Origin of the sequence: Aeromonas sp. SE22, assembly GCF_038739755.1 — a bacterium.
GTDB classification, from domain to species: domain Bacteria; phylum Pseudomonadota; class Gammaproteobacteria; order Enterobacterales; family Aeromonadaceae; genus Aeromonas; species Aeromonas jandaei.
In genome coordinates, this window is sequence record NZ_JBCGFD010000010.1 from 54,523 (window position 1) to 70,755 (window position 16,233).

The 16,233-nt window shown below is 59.0% G+C and carries 15 protein-coding genes; 5 read left to right on the forward strand and 10 right to left on the reverse strand.

Annotation, left to right across the window (positions count from 1 at the left end; genetic code table 11):
* Together rlmB and rnr are read right to left on the reverse strand one after the other, a co-directional pair.
* The gene (gene rlmB, locus AAHA39_RS15120) at nucleotides 1–750 is read right to left on the reverse strand and encodes a 23S rRNA (guanosine(2251)-2'-O)-methyltransferase RlmB (protein ID WP_320656107.1); all 750 of its coding nucleotides are present in this window, start codon (nucleotides 748–750) and stop codon (nucleotides 1–3) included.
* Nucleotides 747–3,146: a ribonuclease R gene (rnr, locus tag AAHA39_RS15125; RefSeq protein WP_320656106.1), complete on the reverse strand. Its 2,400-nt coding sequence runs from the start codon at nucleotides 3,144–3,146 to the stop codon at nucleotides 747–749. The genes rlmB and rnr overlap by 4 nt, the downstream gene beginning before the upstream one ends.
* 134 nt (nucleotides 3,147–3,280) lie before the next feature.
* On the opposite strand from rnr, the gene AAHA39_RS15130 reads away from it, so the two are divergent.
* Complete coding sequence (locus AAHA39_RS15130; RefSeq protein ID WP_033115062.1) at nucleotides 3,281–4,303, forward strand: GGDEF domain-containing protein; 1,023 nt, start codon at nucleotides 3,281–3,283, stop codon at nucleotides 4,301–4,303.
* A 117-nt stretch (nucleotides 4,304–4,420) separates the two neighbouring features.
* On the opposite strand, the gene ompA is transcribed toward AAHA39_RS15130, so the two are convergent.
* Together ompA and AAHA39_RS15140 are read right to left on the reverse strand one after the other, a co-directional pair.
* On the reverse strand, nucleotides 4,421–5,461 hold the full coding sequence (gene ompA, locus AAHA39_RS15135) for a porin OmpA (RefSeq protein WP_320656105.1): 1,041 nt from the start codon (nucleotides 5,459–5,461) through the stop codon (nucleotides 4,421–4,423).
* Nucleotides 5,462–5,715: 254 nt separating this feature from the next.
* Nucleotides 5,716–6,738 (reverse strand): SGNH/GDSL hydrolase family protein, encoded by a 1,023-nt coding sequence (locus tag AAHA39_RS15140; RefSeq protein ID WP_043849685.1) that lies wholly within the window; start codon nucleotides 6,736–6,738, stop codon nucleotides 5,716–5,718.
* A 337-nt stretch (nucleotides 6,739–7,075) separates the two neighbouring features.
* Here AAHA39_RS15140 and AAHA39_RS15145 point away from each other — a divergent pair, with 337 nt between their 5' ends.
* Nucleotides 7,076–7,462 carry a YgiW/YdeI family stress tolerance OB fold protein gene (locus AAHA39_RS15145; RefSeq protein WP_033115065.1) on the forward strand — a complete coding sequence of 129 codons (387 nt, stop codon included), beginning with the start codon at nucleotides 7,076–7,078 and terminating at the stop codon, nucleotides 7,460–7,462.
* An 88-nt stretch (nucleotides 7,463–7,550) separates the two neighbouring features.
* Here AAHA39_RS15145 and mltC read toward each other — a convergent pair whose 3' ends face one another.
* The 3 genes from mltC to mutY all read right to left on the reverse strand — a co-directional run bounded on the left by mltC (nucleotide 7,551) and on the right by mutY (nucleotide 10,103).
* Nucleotides 7,551–8,654, reverse strand: a complete 1,104-nt coding sequence (gene mltC, locus AAHA39_RS15150; RefSeq protein WP_033115098.1) for a membrane-bound lytic murein transglycosylase MltC — start codon at nucleotides 8,652–8,654, stop codon at nucleotides 7,551–7,553.
* A gap of 115 nt (nucleotides 8,655–8,769) precedes the next feature.
* Nucleotides 8,770–9,042, reverse strand: a complete 273-nt coding sequence (locus AAHA39_RS15155) for an oxidative damage protection protein (protein ID WP_041209221.1) — start codon at nucleotides 9,040–9,042, stop codon at nucleotides 8,770–8,772.
* Between the two features lie 8 nt (nucleotides 9,043–9,050).
* A complete protein-coding gene (gene mutY / locus AAHA39_RS15160) occupies nucleotides 9,051–10,103 on the reverse strand; it encodes an A/G-specific adenine glycosylase (RefSeq protein ID WP_320656104.1) in 1,053 nt (350 codons plus the stop codon).
* Nucleotides 10,104–10,351: 248 nt separating this feature from the next.
* Here mutY and AAHA39_RS15165 point away from each other — a divergent pair, with 248 nt between their 5' ends.
* Nucleotides 10,352–11,590: a multifunctional CCA addition/repair protein gene (locus AAHA39_RS15165; RefSeq protein ID WP_320656103.1), complete on the forward strand. Its 1,239-nt coding sequence runs from the start codon at nucleotides 10,352–10,354 to the stop codon at nucleotides 11,588–11,590.
* A 103-nt stretch (nucleotides 11,591–11,693) separates the two neighbouring features.
* Here the strand turns inward: AAHA39_RS15165 and AAHA39_RS15170 are convergent, their stop codons facing one another.
* Both AAHA39_RS15170 and AAHA39_RS15175 read right to left on the reverse strand, forming a co-directional pair.
* Nucleotides 11,694–13,292 (reverse strand): BCCT family transporter, encoded by a 1,599-nt coding sequence (locus AAHA39_RS15170; RefSeq protein WP_042032611.1) that lies wholly within the window; start codon nucleotides 13,290–13,292, stop codon nucleotides 11,694–11,696.
* 9 nt (nucleotides 13,293–13,301) lie between these two features.
* Nucleotides 13,302–13,829, reverse strand: a complete 528-nt coding sequence (locus AAHA39_RS15175; protein ID WP_320656102.1) for a hypothetical protein — start codon at nucleotides 13,827–13,829, stop codon at nucleotides 13,302–13,304.
* Between the two features lie 158 nt (nucleotides 13,830–13,987).
* Here AAHA39_RS15175 and AAHA39_RS15180 point away from each other — a divergent pair, with 158 nt between their 5' ends.
* Nucleotides 13,988–14,467: a MarR family winged helix-turn-helix transcriptional regulator gene (locus AAHA39_RS15180; RefSeq protein WP_041209315.1), complete on the forward strand. Its 480-nt coding sequence runs from the start codon at nucleotides 13,988–13,990 to the stop codon at nucleotides 14,465–14,467.
* A gap of 46 nt (nucleotides 14,468–14,513) precedes the next feature.
* Here AAHA39_RS15180 and AAHA39_RS15185 read toward each other — a convergent pair whose 3' ends face one another.
* Entirely contained in the window at nucleotides 14,514–15,095 is a 582-nt protein-coding gene (locus tag AAHA39_RS15185; RefSeq protein ID WP_041209226.1) for a YjaG family protein, read from the reverse strand.
* A gap of 162 nt (nucleotides 15,096–15,257) precedes the next feature.
* On the opposite strand from AAHA39_RS15185, the gene AAHA39_RS15190 reads away from it, so the two are divergent.
* Nucleotides 15,258–16,202 carry a D-2-hydroxyacid dehydrogenase gene (locus AAHA39_RS15190; RefSeq protein WP_033115071.1) on the forward strand — a complete coding sequence of 315 codons (945 nt, stop codon included), beginning with the start codon at nucleotides 15,258–15,260 and terminating at the stop codon, nucleotides 16,200–16,202.
* Nucleotides 16,203–16,233 lie beyond the last annotated feature (31 nt).

Genomic DNA, 16,233 nt, shown 5'->3' on the forward strand with positions numbered 1-16,233 from the left:
TCAAGCACGGCGCTGGCGCACGGCTTCAAACAGGCAGACGCCGGTCGCCACCGAGACGTTGAGGCTGGATACCGCCCCCGCCATCGGGATGCTCACCAGCTCGTCGCAGTGCTCGCGGGTCAGACGGCGCATGCCTTTACCTTCAGCACCCATCACCAGCGCCATCGGGCCGGTCAGTTTGGCCTGATAGAGGTCGTGATCGGCCTCACCGGCGGTGCCGACGATCCAGACGCCGCGCTCCTGCAGCTCGCGCAGGGTGCGGGCCAGGTTGGTGACCTGAATAAGCGGCACCACTTCGGCGGCGCCACAGGCGACCTTGCGCACAATCGGGGTCAGGCCGGTGGCCTTGTCGCGCGGCACAATCACCGCGTGCACCCCGGCGGCATCGGCGCTGCGCAGGCAGGCGCCGAGGTTGTGCGGGTCGGTCACGCCGTCCAGCACCAGCAGGAAGGGCTGACTCTCTTGTGCCGCCAACTCGTCCAGCAGGCTGGCTAGATCGTGCTCGGCCAGCTTCGGCGCCTCTTTCACCCGGGCCATGATGCCCTGGTGATTGTTGCCTTCCGCTTTGTCATCAAGAGTCTTGCGGTTCACGCTCTGCACGCGCAAGCCGAGGGACTCCAGCTCGGCCAGCAGGGGTTGCAGCCGGTCGTCATCCCGCCCCTTGAGGGCCCACACTTCGATGAAGCGCTCGGGAGTGCGCTCCAGCAGCGCGGTGACAGCGTGAATGCCGTAGATCAGTTCAGTACTCATTTAGTGCTCTTGGCCTTATCGCGAGCTTTTTTGCCCGGTCGTCTGTTGCTGGGTTTGGCACGGCCACCCTTGGCGGGTTTGCCGCTCTCCTTGCCATCTTTCTCTTTGCGCTTTTCGTGGCGCTCGGCGCTCTTGGCCTTCTCCTTCTTGATCTCGGCCATCTTGCGAACCGCCTGCTTGGCGTTCTTGCCGGTGATCTTGAGGGGCTCTTCCACCATCACGAAGTCGATCTTGCGATCGTCCAGATTGACGCCCATCACCTTGACCCGCACCTTGTCGCCCAGACGGTAGCGGCGGCGGAAGTTCTCGCCGATCAGCTGCTGATGCAGGGGGTCGAACTGGTAGTAGTCGTTGGTGAGGGTGCTGACGTGCACCAGACCGTCGATGTGGATCTCGGCCAGACGCACGAAGAAGCCAAAGCCGGTGACGCTGGCGATGACGCCGTCAAACTCGTCACCTACGTGATCCAGCATGTACTCGCACTTGAGCCAGTCGGCCACATCGCGAGTGGCATCGTCGGCACGGCGCTCGGTCATGGAGCAGTGCTCGCCCATCGGATCCACTTCTTCCAGCTGGTAGTGGTAACCACCGCTCGGCGTCCACTTGTGGCGCAGGTTGGCCTGCTGCTCCTTGGCGGTCTGATACTTGATCGCGCGGTGCAGGATGAGGTCGGGGTAACGACGGATCGGCGAGGTGAAGTGGGCGTAAGACTTCAGGGCCAGACCGAAGTGACCGATGTTGTCAGCCTGATAGATGGCCTGACGCATGGAGCGCAGCAGCATGGTGGAGAGCAGCTCCGCATCGGGGCGCCCTTCAAACTTGGCAGCCAGCTCGGCGAAATCCTTCGGCTCGGGCTCGAGACCGCCCTTGAGCTCCAGACCCAGTTCAGCCAGGAAGTCTCGGAAACCGGTCAGACGCTCTTCGCCCGGACGGTCGTGCACCCGGAACAGGGCGGCGGCTTCGTTCTTCTCGATATAACGGGCGGCAGCCACGTTCGCCTGGATCATGCACTCTTCGATGATCTTGTGGGCGTCGTTGCGCACCAGCGGCACGATGCGGTCGATCTTGCGCTGGGCGTTGAAGATGAAGCGGGTCTCCTCGCTCTCGAACTCCACCGCACCGCGCTGATGACGGGCCTGTTTGAGCGCCTTGTAGAGGTTATTGAGCTCCTCGATATGGCCCACCAGCGGGTCATACTGCTGGCGCAGCTTGGGATCACCGTCGAGGATCGCCGCCACCTTGGTGTAGGTGAGACGGGCATGGGAGTTCATCACCGCTTCGTAGAACTTGTAGCCGGACATGCGGCCAGAGGCGGAGATGGTCATCTCGCACACCATGCAGAGGCGGTCAACCTGCGGGTTCAGGGAACAGAGACCGTTGGAGAGCACCTCCGGCAGCATGGGCACCACGAACTCGGGGAAGTAGACCGAGTTGCCGCGCTGATAGGCTTCGGTGTCGAGGGCTGTGCCCGGCTTCACATAGGCGGAAACGTCGGCAATGGCAACCCACAGGCGCCAGCCGCCGCCACGCTTGGCTTCACAGAAGACGGCGTCATCGAAGTCACGGGCGTCTTCCCCGTCGATGGTGACCAGCGGCAGGGCACGCAGGTCGATACGACCCTCTTTGGCCTTCTCCGGCACCTGCTCACCGAGACCGGCAACCTCTTTGGTCACCTCTTCCGGCCAGGTGTGCGGGATACCGTGGGTACGCAGGGCAATTTCGATCTCCATGCCGGGCGCCATGTTTTCACCCAGCACCTCCAGCACGGTGCCGACCGCGTTGAAGCGGGCAGTAGCGCGCTGGTTGATGCGCACGACCACGACCTGGCTCTGGCGAGCCCCCCTGCTCTCCCCTTCCGGGATGATGATGTCCTGGCCGATGCGGCTGTCGTCAGGCACCACGAAACCAACGCCGTTCTCGACGAAGTAACGGCCGACGATATCCGCCTCGCGGGATTTGAGCAGACGCACCAGACGCGCCTCCTGGCGCCCCTTGCGGTCGATTTCGGTCGGCTGCACCAGCGCATAGTCGCCGTGCATCAGACGCTGCATTTCGCGGTTGTTGAGGAACAGATCCGGGCCACCACCCTCGGGACGCAGGAAACCGAAGCCATCCTTGTGGCCGAGTACGTAGCCTTTCACCAGATTCAGGCGATCCGGCAGGGCATAACACTGGTTACGCGTGAATACCAGCTGTCCATCGCGCTCCATGGCACGCAGACGGCGACGCAGGGCTTCCAGTGGCTCTTCATCGGTCAGCTTGAGAACCTTGGCCAGCTCTTCCCGTGACATGGGTTTTTCGTGGCCCTTGATGAGGTCGAGGATCATCTCGCGACTGGCGATGGGATTCTCGTATTTTTCGGCCTCGCGTTCGAGGAAAGGATCTTTTTGAGACATAAGCAGGCCTTAGGGTAGGTGGTAACGGTGCCATTATATCGGAGGGGGGGGCGAATGGCATCCATCGGCTGCCTTTTGGCCAATCTCTCTGTCATACTATCTTCAGTTCGCTGGCATGATGAGACACAGAACTCATGAGTAAGGACACATTTGCCCAATCTGCCGCCTATCTCAAGCAGGCAGTTCCCCTGATGATCAAGTACCAGATCCCCACGACGCCGGATAACTATCACCTCTGGTACAACTACGTTGCGGCCAGCATGCCCGAGCTCAATCAGGCGATCGATCAGGCTGTCAAGCTGCAGGGAACCTGCTCTCTCACCACCTGCGAGCGCCTCTACCACCAATATCTGGCAGCTCAGGACGAGAAGCAGATGGAGGCGATGAAGCTCAACCTCGCCGCCATGGCCAACGAGCTGGGCCACTCCATGCAGGATGCCATCTCGGATACCGGCATGTTTCAGGAGATGCTCGACAAGAGCTTCGACAAGCTGAGCCGTATCGACGACGAGGGTTTCAGTCTGGAAGACACCATGGGGATCCTGCGGGATCTGGTGCGCGAATCGCGGGATGTACGCATGTCGACCATGCACTTTCGCAACCAGCTCAGCAATGCCGAGAAAGAGATCAAGGAGCTGCGGGCGGCACTCAACGAGACCCGCAAACTGGCCAACGAGGATGCCCTTACCAGCCTGCTCAACCGGCGCGCCTTTGACCTCGAACTGGAGAGCCTGATCCGCAGCCAGCAGCCCTTCTCGCTGATCCTTGCCGACATCGACCGCTTCAAGAACTTCAACGACGAATATGGTCACCTGCTTGGCGATCAGGTGCTGCGCGCCTTCAGCAAACGCCTGCGCGATGCCTGCAAGGAGGGGGTCACCGCCTATCGGCTGGGTGGCGAAGAGTTCGCCATGCTGGTGCCCCATCGCAATCTGGCACTGACCCGACAGATGGCAGAGAGCATGCGCCGCGCCATCGAGCGGATGTCGATTCTGGATCGCAAGTCAGGCCGACGCATCGATCACATCACCGCCTCGTTCGGCGTGGGTGAGTTCAATGGTCAGGAGAGTGCCGACTGCCTGGTCGAACGGACCGACAAGCTGCTCTACAAGGCCAAAGAGCTTGGCCGTAACCGGGTCATGCCACTCCCCTCCTGAGAGCCGTCGAATTGCCGGATCTTCCCCAATAGAAAAGCCAGTCAGATCACTGACTGGCTTTTCTTCATCTCTTACCAATGCCGCCAGGGTTAAACCACGGCGGCACCAGTCAGACGATTACTGCTGGGCCTCTGTGACCCCTTCCACTTTCACTTCGACACGGCGATCCGGAGCCAGGCAGACGATCAGCTCGCGCTTGGACTTGCTGACGCAGCTGTCGCCGGTAACCGGGGAAGCCTTGCCACGCCCTTCCACATTGACCTTGCTGGCCGGGATCCCTTTGCCAACCAGATAGTTGGCAACGGTCTGGGCACGCTGCTCGGAGAGCTTCTGGTTGTAGGAGTCAGAGCCAATGCGGTCGGTGTAACCGATCACGGTGGCGACGCCATCCTTCGGACGCGCAGACTCAATCTGGCTGTAGAGGTTGTCCAGAGCCTCGCTGGCTTTCGGCTTCAGCGTTGCCTTGTTGAAGTCAAACAGCACGTCGGAGCTCAGGGTGAACTGCTTCTCGACAATAACAGGCTCGGGAGCGGGTGCCGGCGCAGGAGCCGGTGCGGCAACCACAGGAGCAACCTGACCGAAGCGATAGACTGCGCCCAGCGATAGCAGGCCATTGTCCATGCGCAGACCGGTGTCGTCACGGCTGCCATACGGAGTGGAGTATTGATACTCGAGGCGAGCAGCCCAGTCGCGGTTGAAGGCATATTCAGCCCCTAACGCACTGACAAAATTGAAGCGCCCATCTCCTCCTTTGATGTCACTATTGGCTGCTGCATAACCACCTCCAAGACGCCCGTACAGATCCAAGCTATCGGTCACAGGGAAGCCCAACTTCAAGGTCAAATGGATAAGCTGAGCTTGTACCTCATCTTGGAACACTGCTCCTGTTGCGGTACGAGCATCATATTTATATTTACCCAAATAATCGAACCCATACTCAATACCCAGATTCCTGTTGACCTGATAGCCCGCAAAAACACCTGCCCCAAGGGCATCATTGGTCTCCTTATCAATGGTGAAACTGTTGCTTTCATCAACGCCATAGAAGTTGGACCAGCCCAGTTTGGCACCGCCATACCAGGTGTTGTCCTGACCGGCCGCCTGTGCGTTGGCAGCAAGCAAACCGGTAACCAGTAAGGTAATCAATGATTTTTTCATGTTTTAGCCTCTGCAACTTTATGTAGGAGGAGGTTGATTGATATCACCTCGTCTTATAGGCGCAATCGCACAAACACGATCGCAGCATATCAACGTTAGCCTATTTTCAAGTACCTGATATCAATTAACAAACAACACTTTAACTCAATAGCATTGCAAAAACAGCAACAAATGTCTGTTATTTGACCAAGGAAGGGATGAATGCATCATTCTGAGGGGAAACGGGCCAGCCTGTCGCTGGCCCGGAAGGATTGTTACTGACGGATGAACTCGTAGTTCTTCTCGATAAAATCGGCCACACGCTGACCCAGAACTTTATGCACGGTACGAGTCGGGTGTACCTGATCCCAGAACATGTTGCCCTCGCAATTGGCTGTCATGGCCGCCCGCATCAACTCGGGGCTGACCACAGCCTGTGCCAGGATCGGGTTGCTCGCAATGGCAAGCTGCTCCGGCAGCGTCAGCGCCGCCGCTTTCGGCATCTTGGCAAAGGGCTTCCAGACATAGCCACCGCCGTAGCAGGCATGTTCGATATCGCTGAGCCCGAACTGCTGCGGGTCGCGCACCATCTCGTCAAACTGCTTGTCGACTTCGAACAGCTTCACGATGCCAAGAGGGGCAAGCTCGTTGGTGAGCGCCTGCAAACGCTGGTTATGGTATTTGGCCACATGGCGTACCTTGTCGACCACCTTCATGCTGTGAGCCGACGGGGTCTGCCCCAGATCCGGAATGTTGAACAGCAGTATCTGTTTGGCGCCATTTAAAACCAGATTATTCGCTGCCGCCTGAATGGTGGCTATCACCCGATCTGCATCCTTCTCCTTGTTCCAGCCATAGGCCAGATAATCGTTGGCTCCCACCCAAATCACCACCAGATCATCGGGGCGGAACTTGTCTTTTTTCAGGAACTGTTTGATCTCGTACTCCAGGTTATTGATCACCTGATACTTGGGATCCCAGGACCAGAAGCCAAGCCAGCCATTCAGGGGGCCAAGGTGGTTATAGGCCACCGCAGTGGCACCGCCTTCAGCCTCGTTGGCCAGCTTGAGCCCCGGGAAATGCTCTTGTTGCAACACTTCCAGCCAGACTGGCCCATTACTGAAACGCCCCTTGAAATAGGGGGGACTGGAGGGGAGGTACCCTTTCATCTTCTGGTACATTTTGCCGGTATCGGAGAGGCTGTCGCCAAACATCACGATACGGGAAAAGGCAGGACGCTCGACCGCCTGAACGGTCAATGCCATCAACCCCAATAAACAAACAAGCCACTTTTTCATATTGTTATTCTCATTGTTCGGCAAGGGTTACCCTTGCTCGCTTTCCTCGAACGGAGATCTCTTTGGGAAGAAGCAGATCTCCACTGACGCCTGATCAGGGCGACAGATTAACGAGCTGGCTAAACCTTCACCTACTCTTTCGCGCAATAGAATCGATTGCGCTCACAAAACAGACGATCTCTTATTCCATTTTCACCCCATTTCGGCTGCAGCCACAGTCGGAAACAGCGCGTGCTTTTTGTGCTCTATCCCCTTCTCGCAAATAAAACGGATGCTTTCACGCTTGTTTCACGCCCCCCTCCGCACAATGCCCCCATCCCAACGACAGGAGCATGAAATGAACAAAGCAAGCGCAGCCATTATCGGAATGTTGACCCTGATGTCCGTATCCTCTTTCGCCATGGCGGCCTACACGGGCCCGATGGAGCAGAACAAGGTCTCCGTGGCGCAACTCAAGGATCTGGCCGATGACAGCTGGGCCACGCTGGAAGGCAAGCTGGTCAAGCACCTCGGCGGTGAAAACTACCTGTTCCGCGACGAGAGCGGCGAAGTAGAGGTCGAGGTGGACGAGAAGGTATGGCGCGGCACCGAGGTCGGGCCGGACGACCTGATCCGCATCCGTGGCGAGGTGGACCACAGCTGGAACAAAACCGAGCTTGATGTGGAAAGTCTGGAGAAAGTGGGTGCGGCGCCCAAGGCTAAAGGCGGCTTCATCGCCAAGTAAGGCCGGGATGATCCCTGACTGACCAGACGTAAAAAAGGGCGCTGTTGAAAGCGCCCTTTTTCATTTTCCGTTCTGCCGCTGCGACCCGTTAACCGGAACGGCTGGCAAATGTCCGCTTGAACCCCTTCTCGGCCTGATTGACCTTGTAGAGATAGCGACGAGCCTCCGCCTTGGGATGCTGCTCGGTCAGCACCTGATAGACCGCCTCAGGTGAGAGCTGGTTGATCATGCCTGGCGCCGCCTTGCGATCGCTGGAGAAGGTGTTGAGCACCCCGCCAGCCCCACCGTTATAGGCGGAGATCACCGCATAGCGACGGGATTGGGGATCCTGAATATCCGATAGATAGACGGTCTGCAGCAGATGCAGATAGGCAGTCCCGACATCGATGTTGTAGGCCGGATTGAACAGGTCTTCCCGGGTCGGTTGACCGCTCTTGCCCTTGACCCGCACATAGACGTCACGCCCAGCCGTCGCCGGAATGACCTGCATCAGGCCATAAGCGTTGGCATGGCTCACCGCATAGGGGTTGAAGCTGCTCTCGGTCTTGATCACCGCATAGATCAGGCTTTCAGAGACCCCGTATTTGCGGGAGGCTTCACGGATCAGGCTGGCGTACTTGTAACCCCGTCTGTCTTCGTGGTTGGCCACCATGGGGATATCGACGAAGAAGATGGTGCGAATACCAAGGGTACGCTTCTTCATCGCCGTGTTGAGCAGGTAGTCGGCGTAACGTTCGGCACGCCAGGATGCCCGAATGGGCTGACGCTGATTGTCCACCACCTGGCCATAGAGGAAAGGCTCGCCGCCGGGCATGATCTCCCGGTCGGAGTAAAGATCCACTTCGGCCGGATCGTCCGGTGTCAGCAGGGTCTCGACAATGGCACGACGCAGGTGAGCACGGGGATCTATGCCAGATACCGTCTCGACCATGATATGGCCGCTGGAGAAGTCGATGTGGGCACGGCTCTTGTACTGATCCGTGTATTTGACGTAGTCATACTTGCCCGCAAACAGCGCCTCTCGCCCCCATATTTCGTTCACGTTATGGGAGAGCGCACTGATCATGTGTTCAAAGCCGCGGATGTCCTTGCCGTTGACGAGATCGTCATCCTCATTCCCGCTGGGCTTGGGGGAAGATGAACAGGCAGAGAGAAACAGCAGGGTGCACAGCAGCCAGAAAATTCGGCCCATAGGATCCTCAAACAGGGCGGCAGTACCGCCCATCATTCATATGCCGCGAGTAAACAAGGGGAGACTGACCACCTTTGGCTCCACTCCCCGCTCACAGGTACTACAGTTTGATTGCTTACTGGCTGGGAGGGGTATAACCCTCGATCTGCACTTCACCCGCTTCAAACAGGTAGCTGACCATCTCTTTTTCCAGCAACTGACGATGCTCAAGATTCATCATATTGAGCTTTTTTTCGTTGATCAGCATCACCTGCTTCTTCTGCCACTCGGCCCAGGCTTCCTTGCTGATGTTGTCAAAAATCCGCTTGCCGAGTTCACCCGGGTAGAGTTGAAAATCCAGGCCCGGGCCCTCTTTTTTCAGGCGTTGGCAAAATACAGTACGGCTCATGTTGACCTCTATGGTTGTAACTCTGGATAGGTAAGCAGGCGGGCAGTGGCGGCCGCCAACCCCACCTCGGCAGGATGGCGTAAGTTATACCAGAGTCGGTTATCTGCTTCCATGAGGCGCAGCGCTGGCGCAGCCTCAATCTCGATCAGCAGCGGCTGGATATCGAGGTGGAAGTGACTGAATGTATGGCGAAAACCGGCCAGTTCCCGATAACCGTGATGACTCAGGCCAAGGGACGCCAGCAGACCCTCTACCTCCGCCAGCGAGGCGACCTGCGGGAAGCAGTAGAGCCCACCCCAGATCCCCTGCGGCGGGCGCTTCTCCAGCAGCAGTTCGTCGCCATGGCGGATCAGCAGCATGATGCCATCCCGGGCCGGAATGCTCTTCTTCGGCTTGCTGTTGGGGTAGGCAGTCGGGTTGCCTTGCGACAGCCCCTGGCAATCTGCCCGCACCGGGCAACGTTCACAGGCAGGCTTGCTGCGAGTGCAGATCGTCGCCCCGATATCCATCATCGCCTGATTGTATTGCGCCACGCCCAGCTTGGGAGTGAGCCGGATGGCGATCTCCCACAGCTCGTTCTCAACCTGCTTCTGGCCGGGCCAACCCGGCAGCGCCAGCCAGCGGGTGAGTACCCGCTTCACGTTGCCATCAAGGATGGCGTGAGGCTGACCGAGGGAGAGCGACAACACGGCCCCGGCGGTTGAGCGACCAATGCCCGGCAGCGCCATCACCTCGTCAAAGCGCTCGGGAAAGAGGCCGTGGTGATGATCGCGGATCTGCTGGGCCGCCTTGTGCAGGTTGCGAGCCCGGGCGTAGTAGCCAAGCCCGGTCCAGTGATGCAGCACTTCGTCCACGGGGGCATCGGCCAGCGCCACCACATCGGGGAAGCGCGCCATAAAACGCTGGTAATAGGGGATCACGGTAGCGACCTGGGTCTGCTGCAGCATGATCTCCGAGACCCAGACCCGGTAAGGAGTCTTCTCCTGCTGCCAGGGCAGGCTCTTGCGGCCATGAAGCTCGTACCACTCCAGAACCCGGCTTGCGAAGGTTGATTGATTCACGTTGTTCTCATGTCGTTGATATATAGGGAACTCTGCGGTTCCTTCGGCTTATTTTGGCTGTTCGGTAGTAAAGCCATGCAGCAATACAGAGCCAGCCGTCTGGTGCGGCAGGGTAAGGCCTCGTCACGCCCAAGTCAAAGCCCTGCTGACACACTCGATTACCCCACATTTTCCCGGTCACGGCCGGGCAGCAATGCAGTAACAAAGACGATATACTCGGCCCCACGATTGTTGATGGGAGAGATGGTTTGCAGACTTATCTGGTTGGGGGCGCAGTACGGGATCGCCTGCTGGGATTGCCGCAGGGCGACAGGGATTATCTGGTGGTCGGCGCCACCGTGGAGCAGATGCTGGCGCTGGGCTTTACCCAGGTCGGTCGCGACTTTCCCGTGTTTCTTCACCCCAAAACCCAGCAGGAGTATGCCCTCGCCCGTACCGAACGCAAGCAGGGTCAGGGCTACACCGGCTTTGTCTGCCACGCAGCCCCCGATGTGACGCTGGAGCAGGATCTGCTGCGCCGGGATCTCACCATCAACGCCATCGCCGAAGATGAACAGGGAGAGCTCCATGATCCCTACGGCGGCATCAAAGATTTGGAACAACGGCTGCTGCGCCACGTCTCCCCCGCCTTTGCCGAAGACCCGCTGCGCATCCTGCGGGTCGCCCGCTTCGCCGCCCGCTTCCACGCTCAGGGCTTTACCATCGCGCCGGAAACTCTGGCCCTGATGAGCGAGATGACGGCCGCTGGCGAGCTGGCCCACCTCACGCCGGAGCGAGTCTGGAAGGAGTTGGGAAAAGTGCTACTGGGGCCAACCCCGCAGATCTTCTTCGAGGTGCTGCGCCAATGTGGTGCCCTCAAGGCGCTCTTCCCCGAGATCGATGCCCTGTTCGGCGTGCCCGCCCCGGCCAAGTGGCACCCCGAGATCGACACCGGCATCCACACCCTGATGGTACTGGAGCAGGCGTGCCGGCTCTCCCCCGAGCTGACGGTGCGCTTTGCCGCCCTCTGCCACGACCTTGGCAAGGGAGTGACCCCCAAGGAGTTCTGGCCCAGCCATCATGGTCACGGCCAGAAGGGGCTGCCGCTTATTCGCGCCCTGTGCGAGCGGTTCCGGGTACCCAACGAGTGCCGGGATCTGGCGCTGCTGGTGAGCGATCTGCACACCCACATCCACATCGCCTTTGAACTCAAGCCCGCCACCCTGCTCAAGGTGTTCGACAAGGCAGATGCCTGGCGCCGCCCCGAGCGCTTTGCCCAGCTGCTGGATGCCTGCCGCGCCGACTTCCACGGCCGCACCGGTTTCGAGGAGCGGGTCTACGCCGAGCCAGACTATGTGGCCGAAGCGTTGGCAGCCGCCCAGGCGGTGCCGGTCAAAGAGATAGTGGCGGCCGGTTACAAGGGGGAAGAGATCAAGGAGCAGCTCGCCAAAAAGCGGAGCGATGCCATCAGCCGCATCAAGGATGATTGGACCTTTATCGAGGAGTAACCCCTGCCCCGGCGCAAAAACAGACGGCCGTACTGGCAAGGCTCCCGCAGGAGAGCTCACCAGTACGGCCGTTTTGTCATTTAGCAGAGTTCAGACTGGCGGCTTACGCCGGGCCGATGCGCTCGAGCAAGCTCATATGTGATGAGCCATCGTGGCGCTTGAGGTTCTGACGATACTCGAACTGGCGCTGGCTCTCCTGTTTAAGCCCCAGCATCAGCGAATAACACATGGCCAGCATGATCACCGAGAAGGGCAGCGCGGCTATGATGCTGGCCGCCTGCAGGGCAGCAAGACCACCGGAGACCAACAAAATCGCAGCGACCAGCCCCTGGCCCAGCCCCCAGAGCGCGCGGTGGGGCACCGGAGGATCCTGATCACCGATGGAGAGCAGGGTCGTAATCACCAGCGTGCCCGAGTCACTGGAGGTAATGAAGTAGGTGCAGATAAGCAGGGTCAGCACGCCCTTGGCAATCCAGCCAAAGGTCTCCCAGTGCAGCAGTTCGACCGTCTTGTAGAGCGCCAACGTCACATCCTGATTGACTGCCGCGACCACGCCGCCGCCACCAAACAGCTCCAGATTCATCGCCGTACCGCCAAAGACGGTGAGCCAGAACATGCCGAGCAGCGAAGGCACCAACAAGACGCCGAGCACGAACTCGCGGATAGTACGCCCCTTGGAGATGCGGGCGATAAACATGCCGACAAATGGCGCCCAGGCAATCCACCAGCCCCAGTAAAACGCCGTCCAACTCGACTGCCAGGCCGAGGTGCCATTGGCTTCGGTGTTGGTCCAGAAGCTCAGCTTGACGATGTTCTGCAGGTAATCACCGATGTTCTGCACATAGGCGTTGAGGATATAGGTGGTCGGCCCCAGCACCAGAAAGAGCGCGAGCACGAACACGCTCAACCAGATATTGAGCTCGGAGAGGATCTTCACCCCACGCCCGACCCCGGAGACCGCCGAGAGGGTGGCGATCAGGCTGATACCACCGATAAGCCAGAGTTGGTTCGTCTGCGATACTTCCATGCCAAACATCTGGTTGAGGCCGGTATTCATCTGGGAGACCCCCAGGCCAAGGGAGGTCGCCACCCCGAACACGGTACCGAACACCGCCAGCACGTCAGCGGCGTGGCCCCAGAAGCCGTAGATGCGATCGCCGAGCAGCGGATAGAGCACGGAACGAATGGCCAGTGGCAGCTTGCGCCGGTAGCTGAAGAAGGCGAGCGACAAGCCGACGATCACATAGATTGCCCATGGATGGAGGCCCCAGTGGAAAAAGGTGAGGCGCATGGCGATCTGGGCCGCCTCCGGGGTCATCCCTTCAGTAATGAAAGGGTTGCCCTGCAGGTGGTTCATCGGCTCGGCGATGCTCCAGAACACCAGCCCGATCCCCATGCCCGCGCTAAACAGCATGGAGAACCAGGCGAAGTAGCCGAACTCCGGTACCTGGTCGTCGTCGCCCAGCCGGATGTTGCCGAAACGGCTGAACATCAGGTAGACGGCGAAGAACAGGAACAGGGCGACCACCAGAATGTAGTACCACTTGAACCCGGCAATAATCTGATCCTTGGCCCCGACAAACCAGCTGGCGGCCGTCTCGGGGACAAAGACCCCGAACAGCAGAAACAGGGTGATAACGGTCAACGCCGTCATGGCCATGGTGGGGTTGAGGCCTTTAAATAGCCCTTTGCTTGCTCTCATCCAGCCTCCTTAGTCGTTGTTGAAAAACTCTTCGCCCACGTGATCACCGGCACCACCGATGGCGCGATAGACCAGCTTGCCTGCCGCTTGTTCACGGTGATCCACCAGAGTGACCGAGGGCTGACCGTTCACCGCGTGGCGCTTGCCGAGGAAGATGGCCATGGGCACACCCAGATTGGAGATACCGCTGGTGATCCAGAGCCGGTTGAAGTCGTAGGAGCCGCCGATGAACTCCAGCTGGGCCAACCCGGTATCGAGGCCGGTCAGATAGAACTGCATGGCGCTTTCGTCAGGAAAGAGGTGCACCAGCACATAGGCGTAGCGCAATTCGTTCACCAACTCCTTTAGGTTGAAAGTACCTGTCTCGCTACAGGAGAGCGGTAGTTCGCCATCGTAATGGTGAACCTTGAGGTTGTTCGGGTCTTCATCGTAGACGGGCTGATAGCGGACAAAGGCTGACGTATCAGGCAGTTCATAGCGAACCCGCACGACTTTCAGGCCGCAGGCCAGGGTCTTGATATCCAGTTCATTGGTCATGTTTACTCCTCTCTTGTCAGGTTAAACAGCGCAAAGAGGGGCTAAACTAACACAAAATTAATTTGAACATAAACCATTTGAGTAATAACCATATTGACCTTTTTATCTGCCGGGAGCAGAATTTTCCCCCTTTCAACCCGACTTCCTACTCCGACACCATGGAAAAACATGATGAAGTGCTGGTAGCGCTGCGCCAGATCATTCGTGCCATCGACATGCACTCCAAGCGCTTGATCAAGGAGGCGGGTCTCACCTCGCCACAACTCTTGCTGCTCAAAGGAATTGACGAGCTGGGCCAGATCTCCATGCGCCAGCTGGCCGACCACACCAACATGAGTCAGGCCACCGCCACCACCATCATGGATCGCCTCGAGAGCCGCCAGCTGGTGCAGCGCGTTCGCAGCGAGACCGACAAGCGCAAGGTACACGCGACCCTGACCGATGCCGGCCGCGCCCTGCTGGCCGAGGCGCCGACACCACTGCAAGAGAGCTTTATCCAGCGTTTTCAATCCCTTGAAACCTGGGAACAGACCCTGCTGCTCTCCTCCCTGCAGCGCATCTCAGCCATGATGAATGCCGATGGAATCGATGCCGCCCCGGTGCTGAGCGTCAGCCCCCTGACCGCCGAGCAGGCATAAAAAAAGCTCCCGAAACGGGAGCTTATTTAGTGGTTGGCACCGGCGATTACTCTTCCAGGCTGATACCGATGTTGGAGACGCCATCCTGAGCGGCAAAGGCCTTGATGGCCAGAATGCGGTCGCTGTCGCGCTCATGGGCAACCCGCTTGAGCAGCTCGACCTGAAACTCCAGCTCGGCTTCCATGTATTCGTGCTCGTAGAGCTCCTCTTCGGTCAGATCCCGCTCTTCCATCATCTCGATAAAACCGGCAACGGTACCGACGGAGGCATGACTGGCATCGTTGGCCTCTTCGCCGACCCGGCAGATCACCGAGTTGTAGGCACAGCCCAGCGCCACGCAGGCATCCAGTGCCGGATAGGCACCGTAGGACTCAAACTTGCGGGGATCCGGAATATGGGCTTCGAACTCTTCGAGAATGGCCCCCAGATTGACCCGGGAACCCTTGACGGTCAGGTAGTTCCACATCTGATCCAGCGCATGCCGGAAGGCCTCTGCATTGCCAAAGCCGGAGGCCTGACTGAACAGGGCATAGTTGGGGTACATGCGCTCTGCCAGCGCCAGGGTGTAGACGGTCTGTTGCCAAGGCTGTAGCTCGGCCAGTCGCTTATAAAACTTGTCACCAAACACTGGAGTCGGATCCTCTGCAAAATGTGGGGCAGATTGTAGCCCACGAGGGGCGCTGCGAAAACGAAAAAGCGCCCTGGTCGGCTATGTTGCGCTGGCAACTCGGGTAAGATGGGACGAAAGCGGCATCTTGTCGCGCCGCAAATTCTGATAAGGAACAAGAGTATGAGCCAACGTACCCTTCTTTTGCTCAGCCAGGATAATGCTCACTACGAACGTCTGCTCAAGGCCGCCAATCTCCCCCATCTGCGCATTCTGCGAGCCGATAACCAGAGCGATGCCGAGAAGCTGATTGGCGAAGCCCATATTCTGATGGCAGAACCGGCCCGTGCCAAACCGCTCCTCCCCAAGGCGGGGAAACTCAAATGGTTCCAGTCTACCTATGCCGGAGTGGACGTACTGCTCGACCCGGACAGCCGGCGCGACTACCAGCTTACCAACGTGCGCGGCATCTTCGGCCCGCTGATGAGCGAATATGTCTTTGGCCATCTGCTCAGCCTGATGCGACAAATTCCTCTCTATCGGGAACAGCAAAGGCAGCGTCTCTGGCAGAGCCACCCCTATCAGGGGCTCAAGGGGAAAACCATGCTGATCCTTGGCACAGGCAGCATTGGCCAGCATATCGCCCAGACCGGCAAGCACTTTGGCATGAAGGTACTTGGTATCAGCCGCAGCGGCCGGGAGCGTGCCAGCTTCGATCAGGTTTACCAGCTGCCGGCGCTCAATAAGATCCTGGCGCAGGCCGATGTCATCGTCAGCGTGCTGCCGGCGACCCGCGACACCCGCCACCTCTTCAATGCCGCCCGCTTCGAGTTCTGCAAACCGGGCGCCATCCTGTTCAACGTGGGGCGTGGCAATGCCGTTCACTCCGGCGATCTGCTGACAGCCCTGCGCACCGGCAAGCTGGCGATGGCGGTGCTGGATGTGTTCGAGCAGGAGCCACTGCCCGCCGACAGCCCGTTGTGGGGGCAACCCAACCTCATCGTTACCCCTCACAACAGCGCCTACAGCTTCCCCGAAGATGTGGCCCAGATCTTCGTGCGCAACTATATCCGCTTCATCGACGGCCAGCCCCTCGACGGCAAAATAGACTTCGACAAGGGCTACTGACTCCTGATTTCGTATGCAAAAAGGCCCCGCC

Bases quoted from the DNA above. Each gene is read 5' to 3' on its own strand.
- rlmB (WP_320656107.1), bottom strand. From the start codon at position 750: ATGAGTACTGAACTGATCTACGGCATTCACGCTGTCACCGCGCTGCTG.
- rnr (WP_320656106.1), bottom strand. From the start codon at position 3,146: ATGTCTCAAAAAGATCCTTTCCTCGAACGCGAGGCCGAAAAATACGAG.
- AAHA39_RS15130 (WP_033115062.1), top strand. From the start codon at position 3,281: ATGAGTAAGGACACATTTGCCCAATCTGCCGCCTATCTCAAGCAGGCA.
- ompA (WP_320656105.1), bottom strand. From the start codon at position 5,461: ATGAAAAAATCATTGATTACCTTACTGGTTACCGGTTTGCTTGCTGCC.
- AAHA39_RS15140 (WP_043849685.1), bottom strand. From the start codon at position 6,738: ATGAAAAAGTGGCTTGTTTGTTTATTGGGGTTGATGGCATTGACCGTT.
- AAHA39_RS15145 (WP_033115065.1), top strand. From the start codon at position 7,076: ATGAACAAAGCAAGCGCAGCCATTATCGGAATGTTGACCCTGATGTCC.
- mltC (WP_033115098.1), bottom strand. From the start codon at position 8,654: ATGGGCCGAATTTTCTGGCTGCTGTGCACCCTGCTGTTTCTCTCTGCC.
- AAHA39_RS15155 (WP_041209221.1), bottom strand. From the start codon at position 9,042: ATGAGCCGTACTGTATTTTGCCAACGCCTGAAAAAAGAGGGCCCGGGC.
- AAHA39_RS15170 (WP_042032611.1), bottom strand. From the start codon at position 13,292: ATGAGAGCAAGCAAAGGGCTATTTAAAGGCCTCAACCCCACCATGGCC.
- AAHA39_RS15175 (WP_320656102.1), bottom strand. From the start codon at position 13,829: ATGACCAATGAACTGGATATCAAGACCCTGGCCTGCGGCCTGAAAGTC.
- AAHA39_RS15180 (WP_041209315.1), top strand. From the start codon at position 13,988: ATGGAAAAACATGATGAAGTGCTGGTAGCGCTGCGCCAGATCATTCGT.
- AAHA39_RS15190 (WP_033115071.1), top strand. From the start codon at position 15,258: ATGAGCCAACGTACCCTTCTTTTGCTCAGCCAGGATAATGCTCACTAC.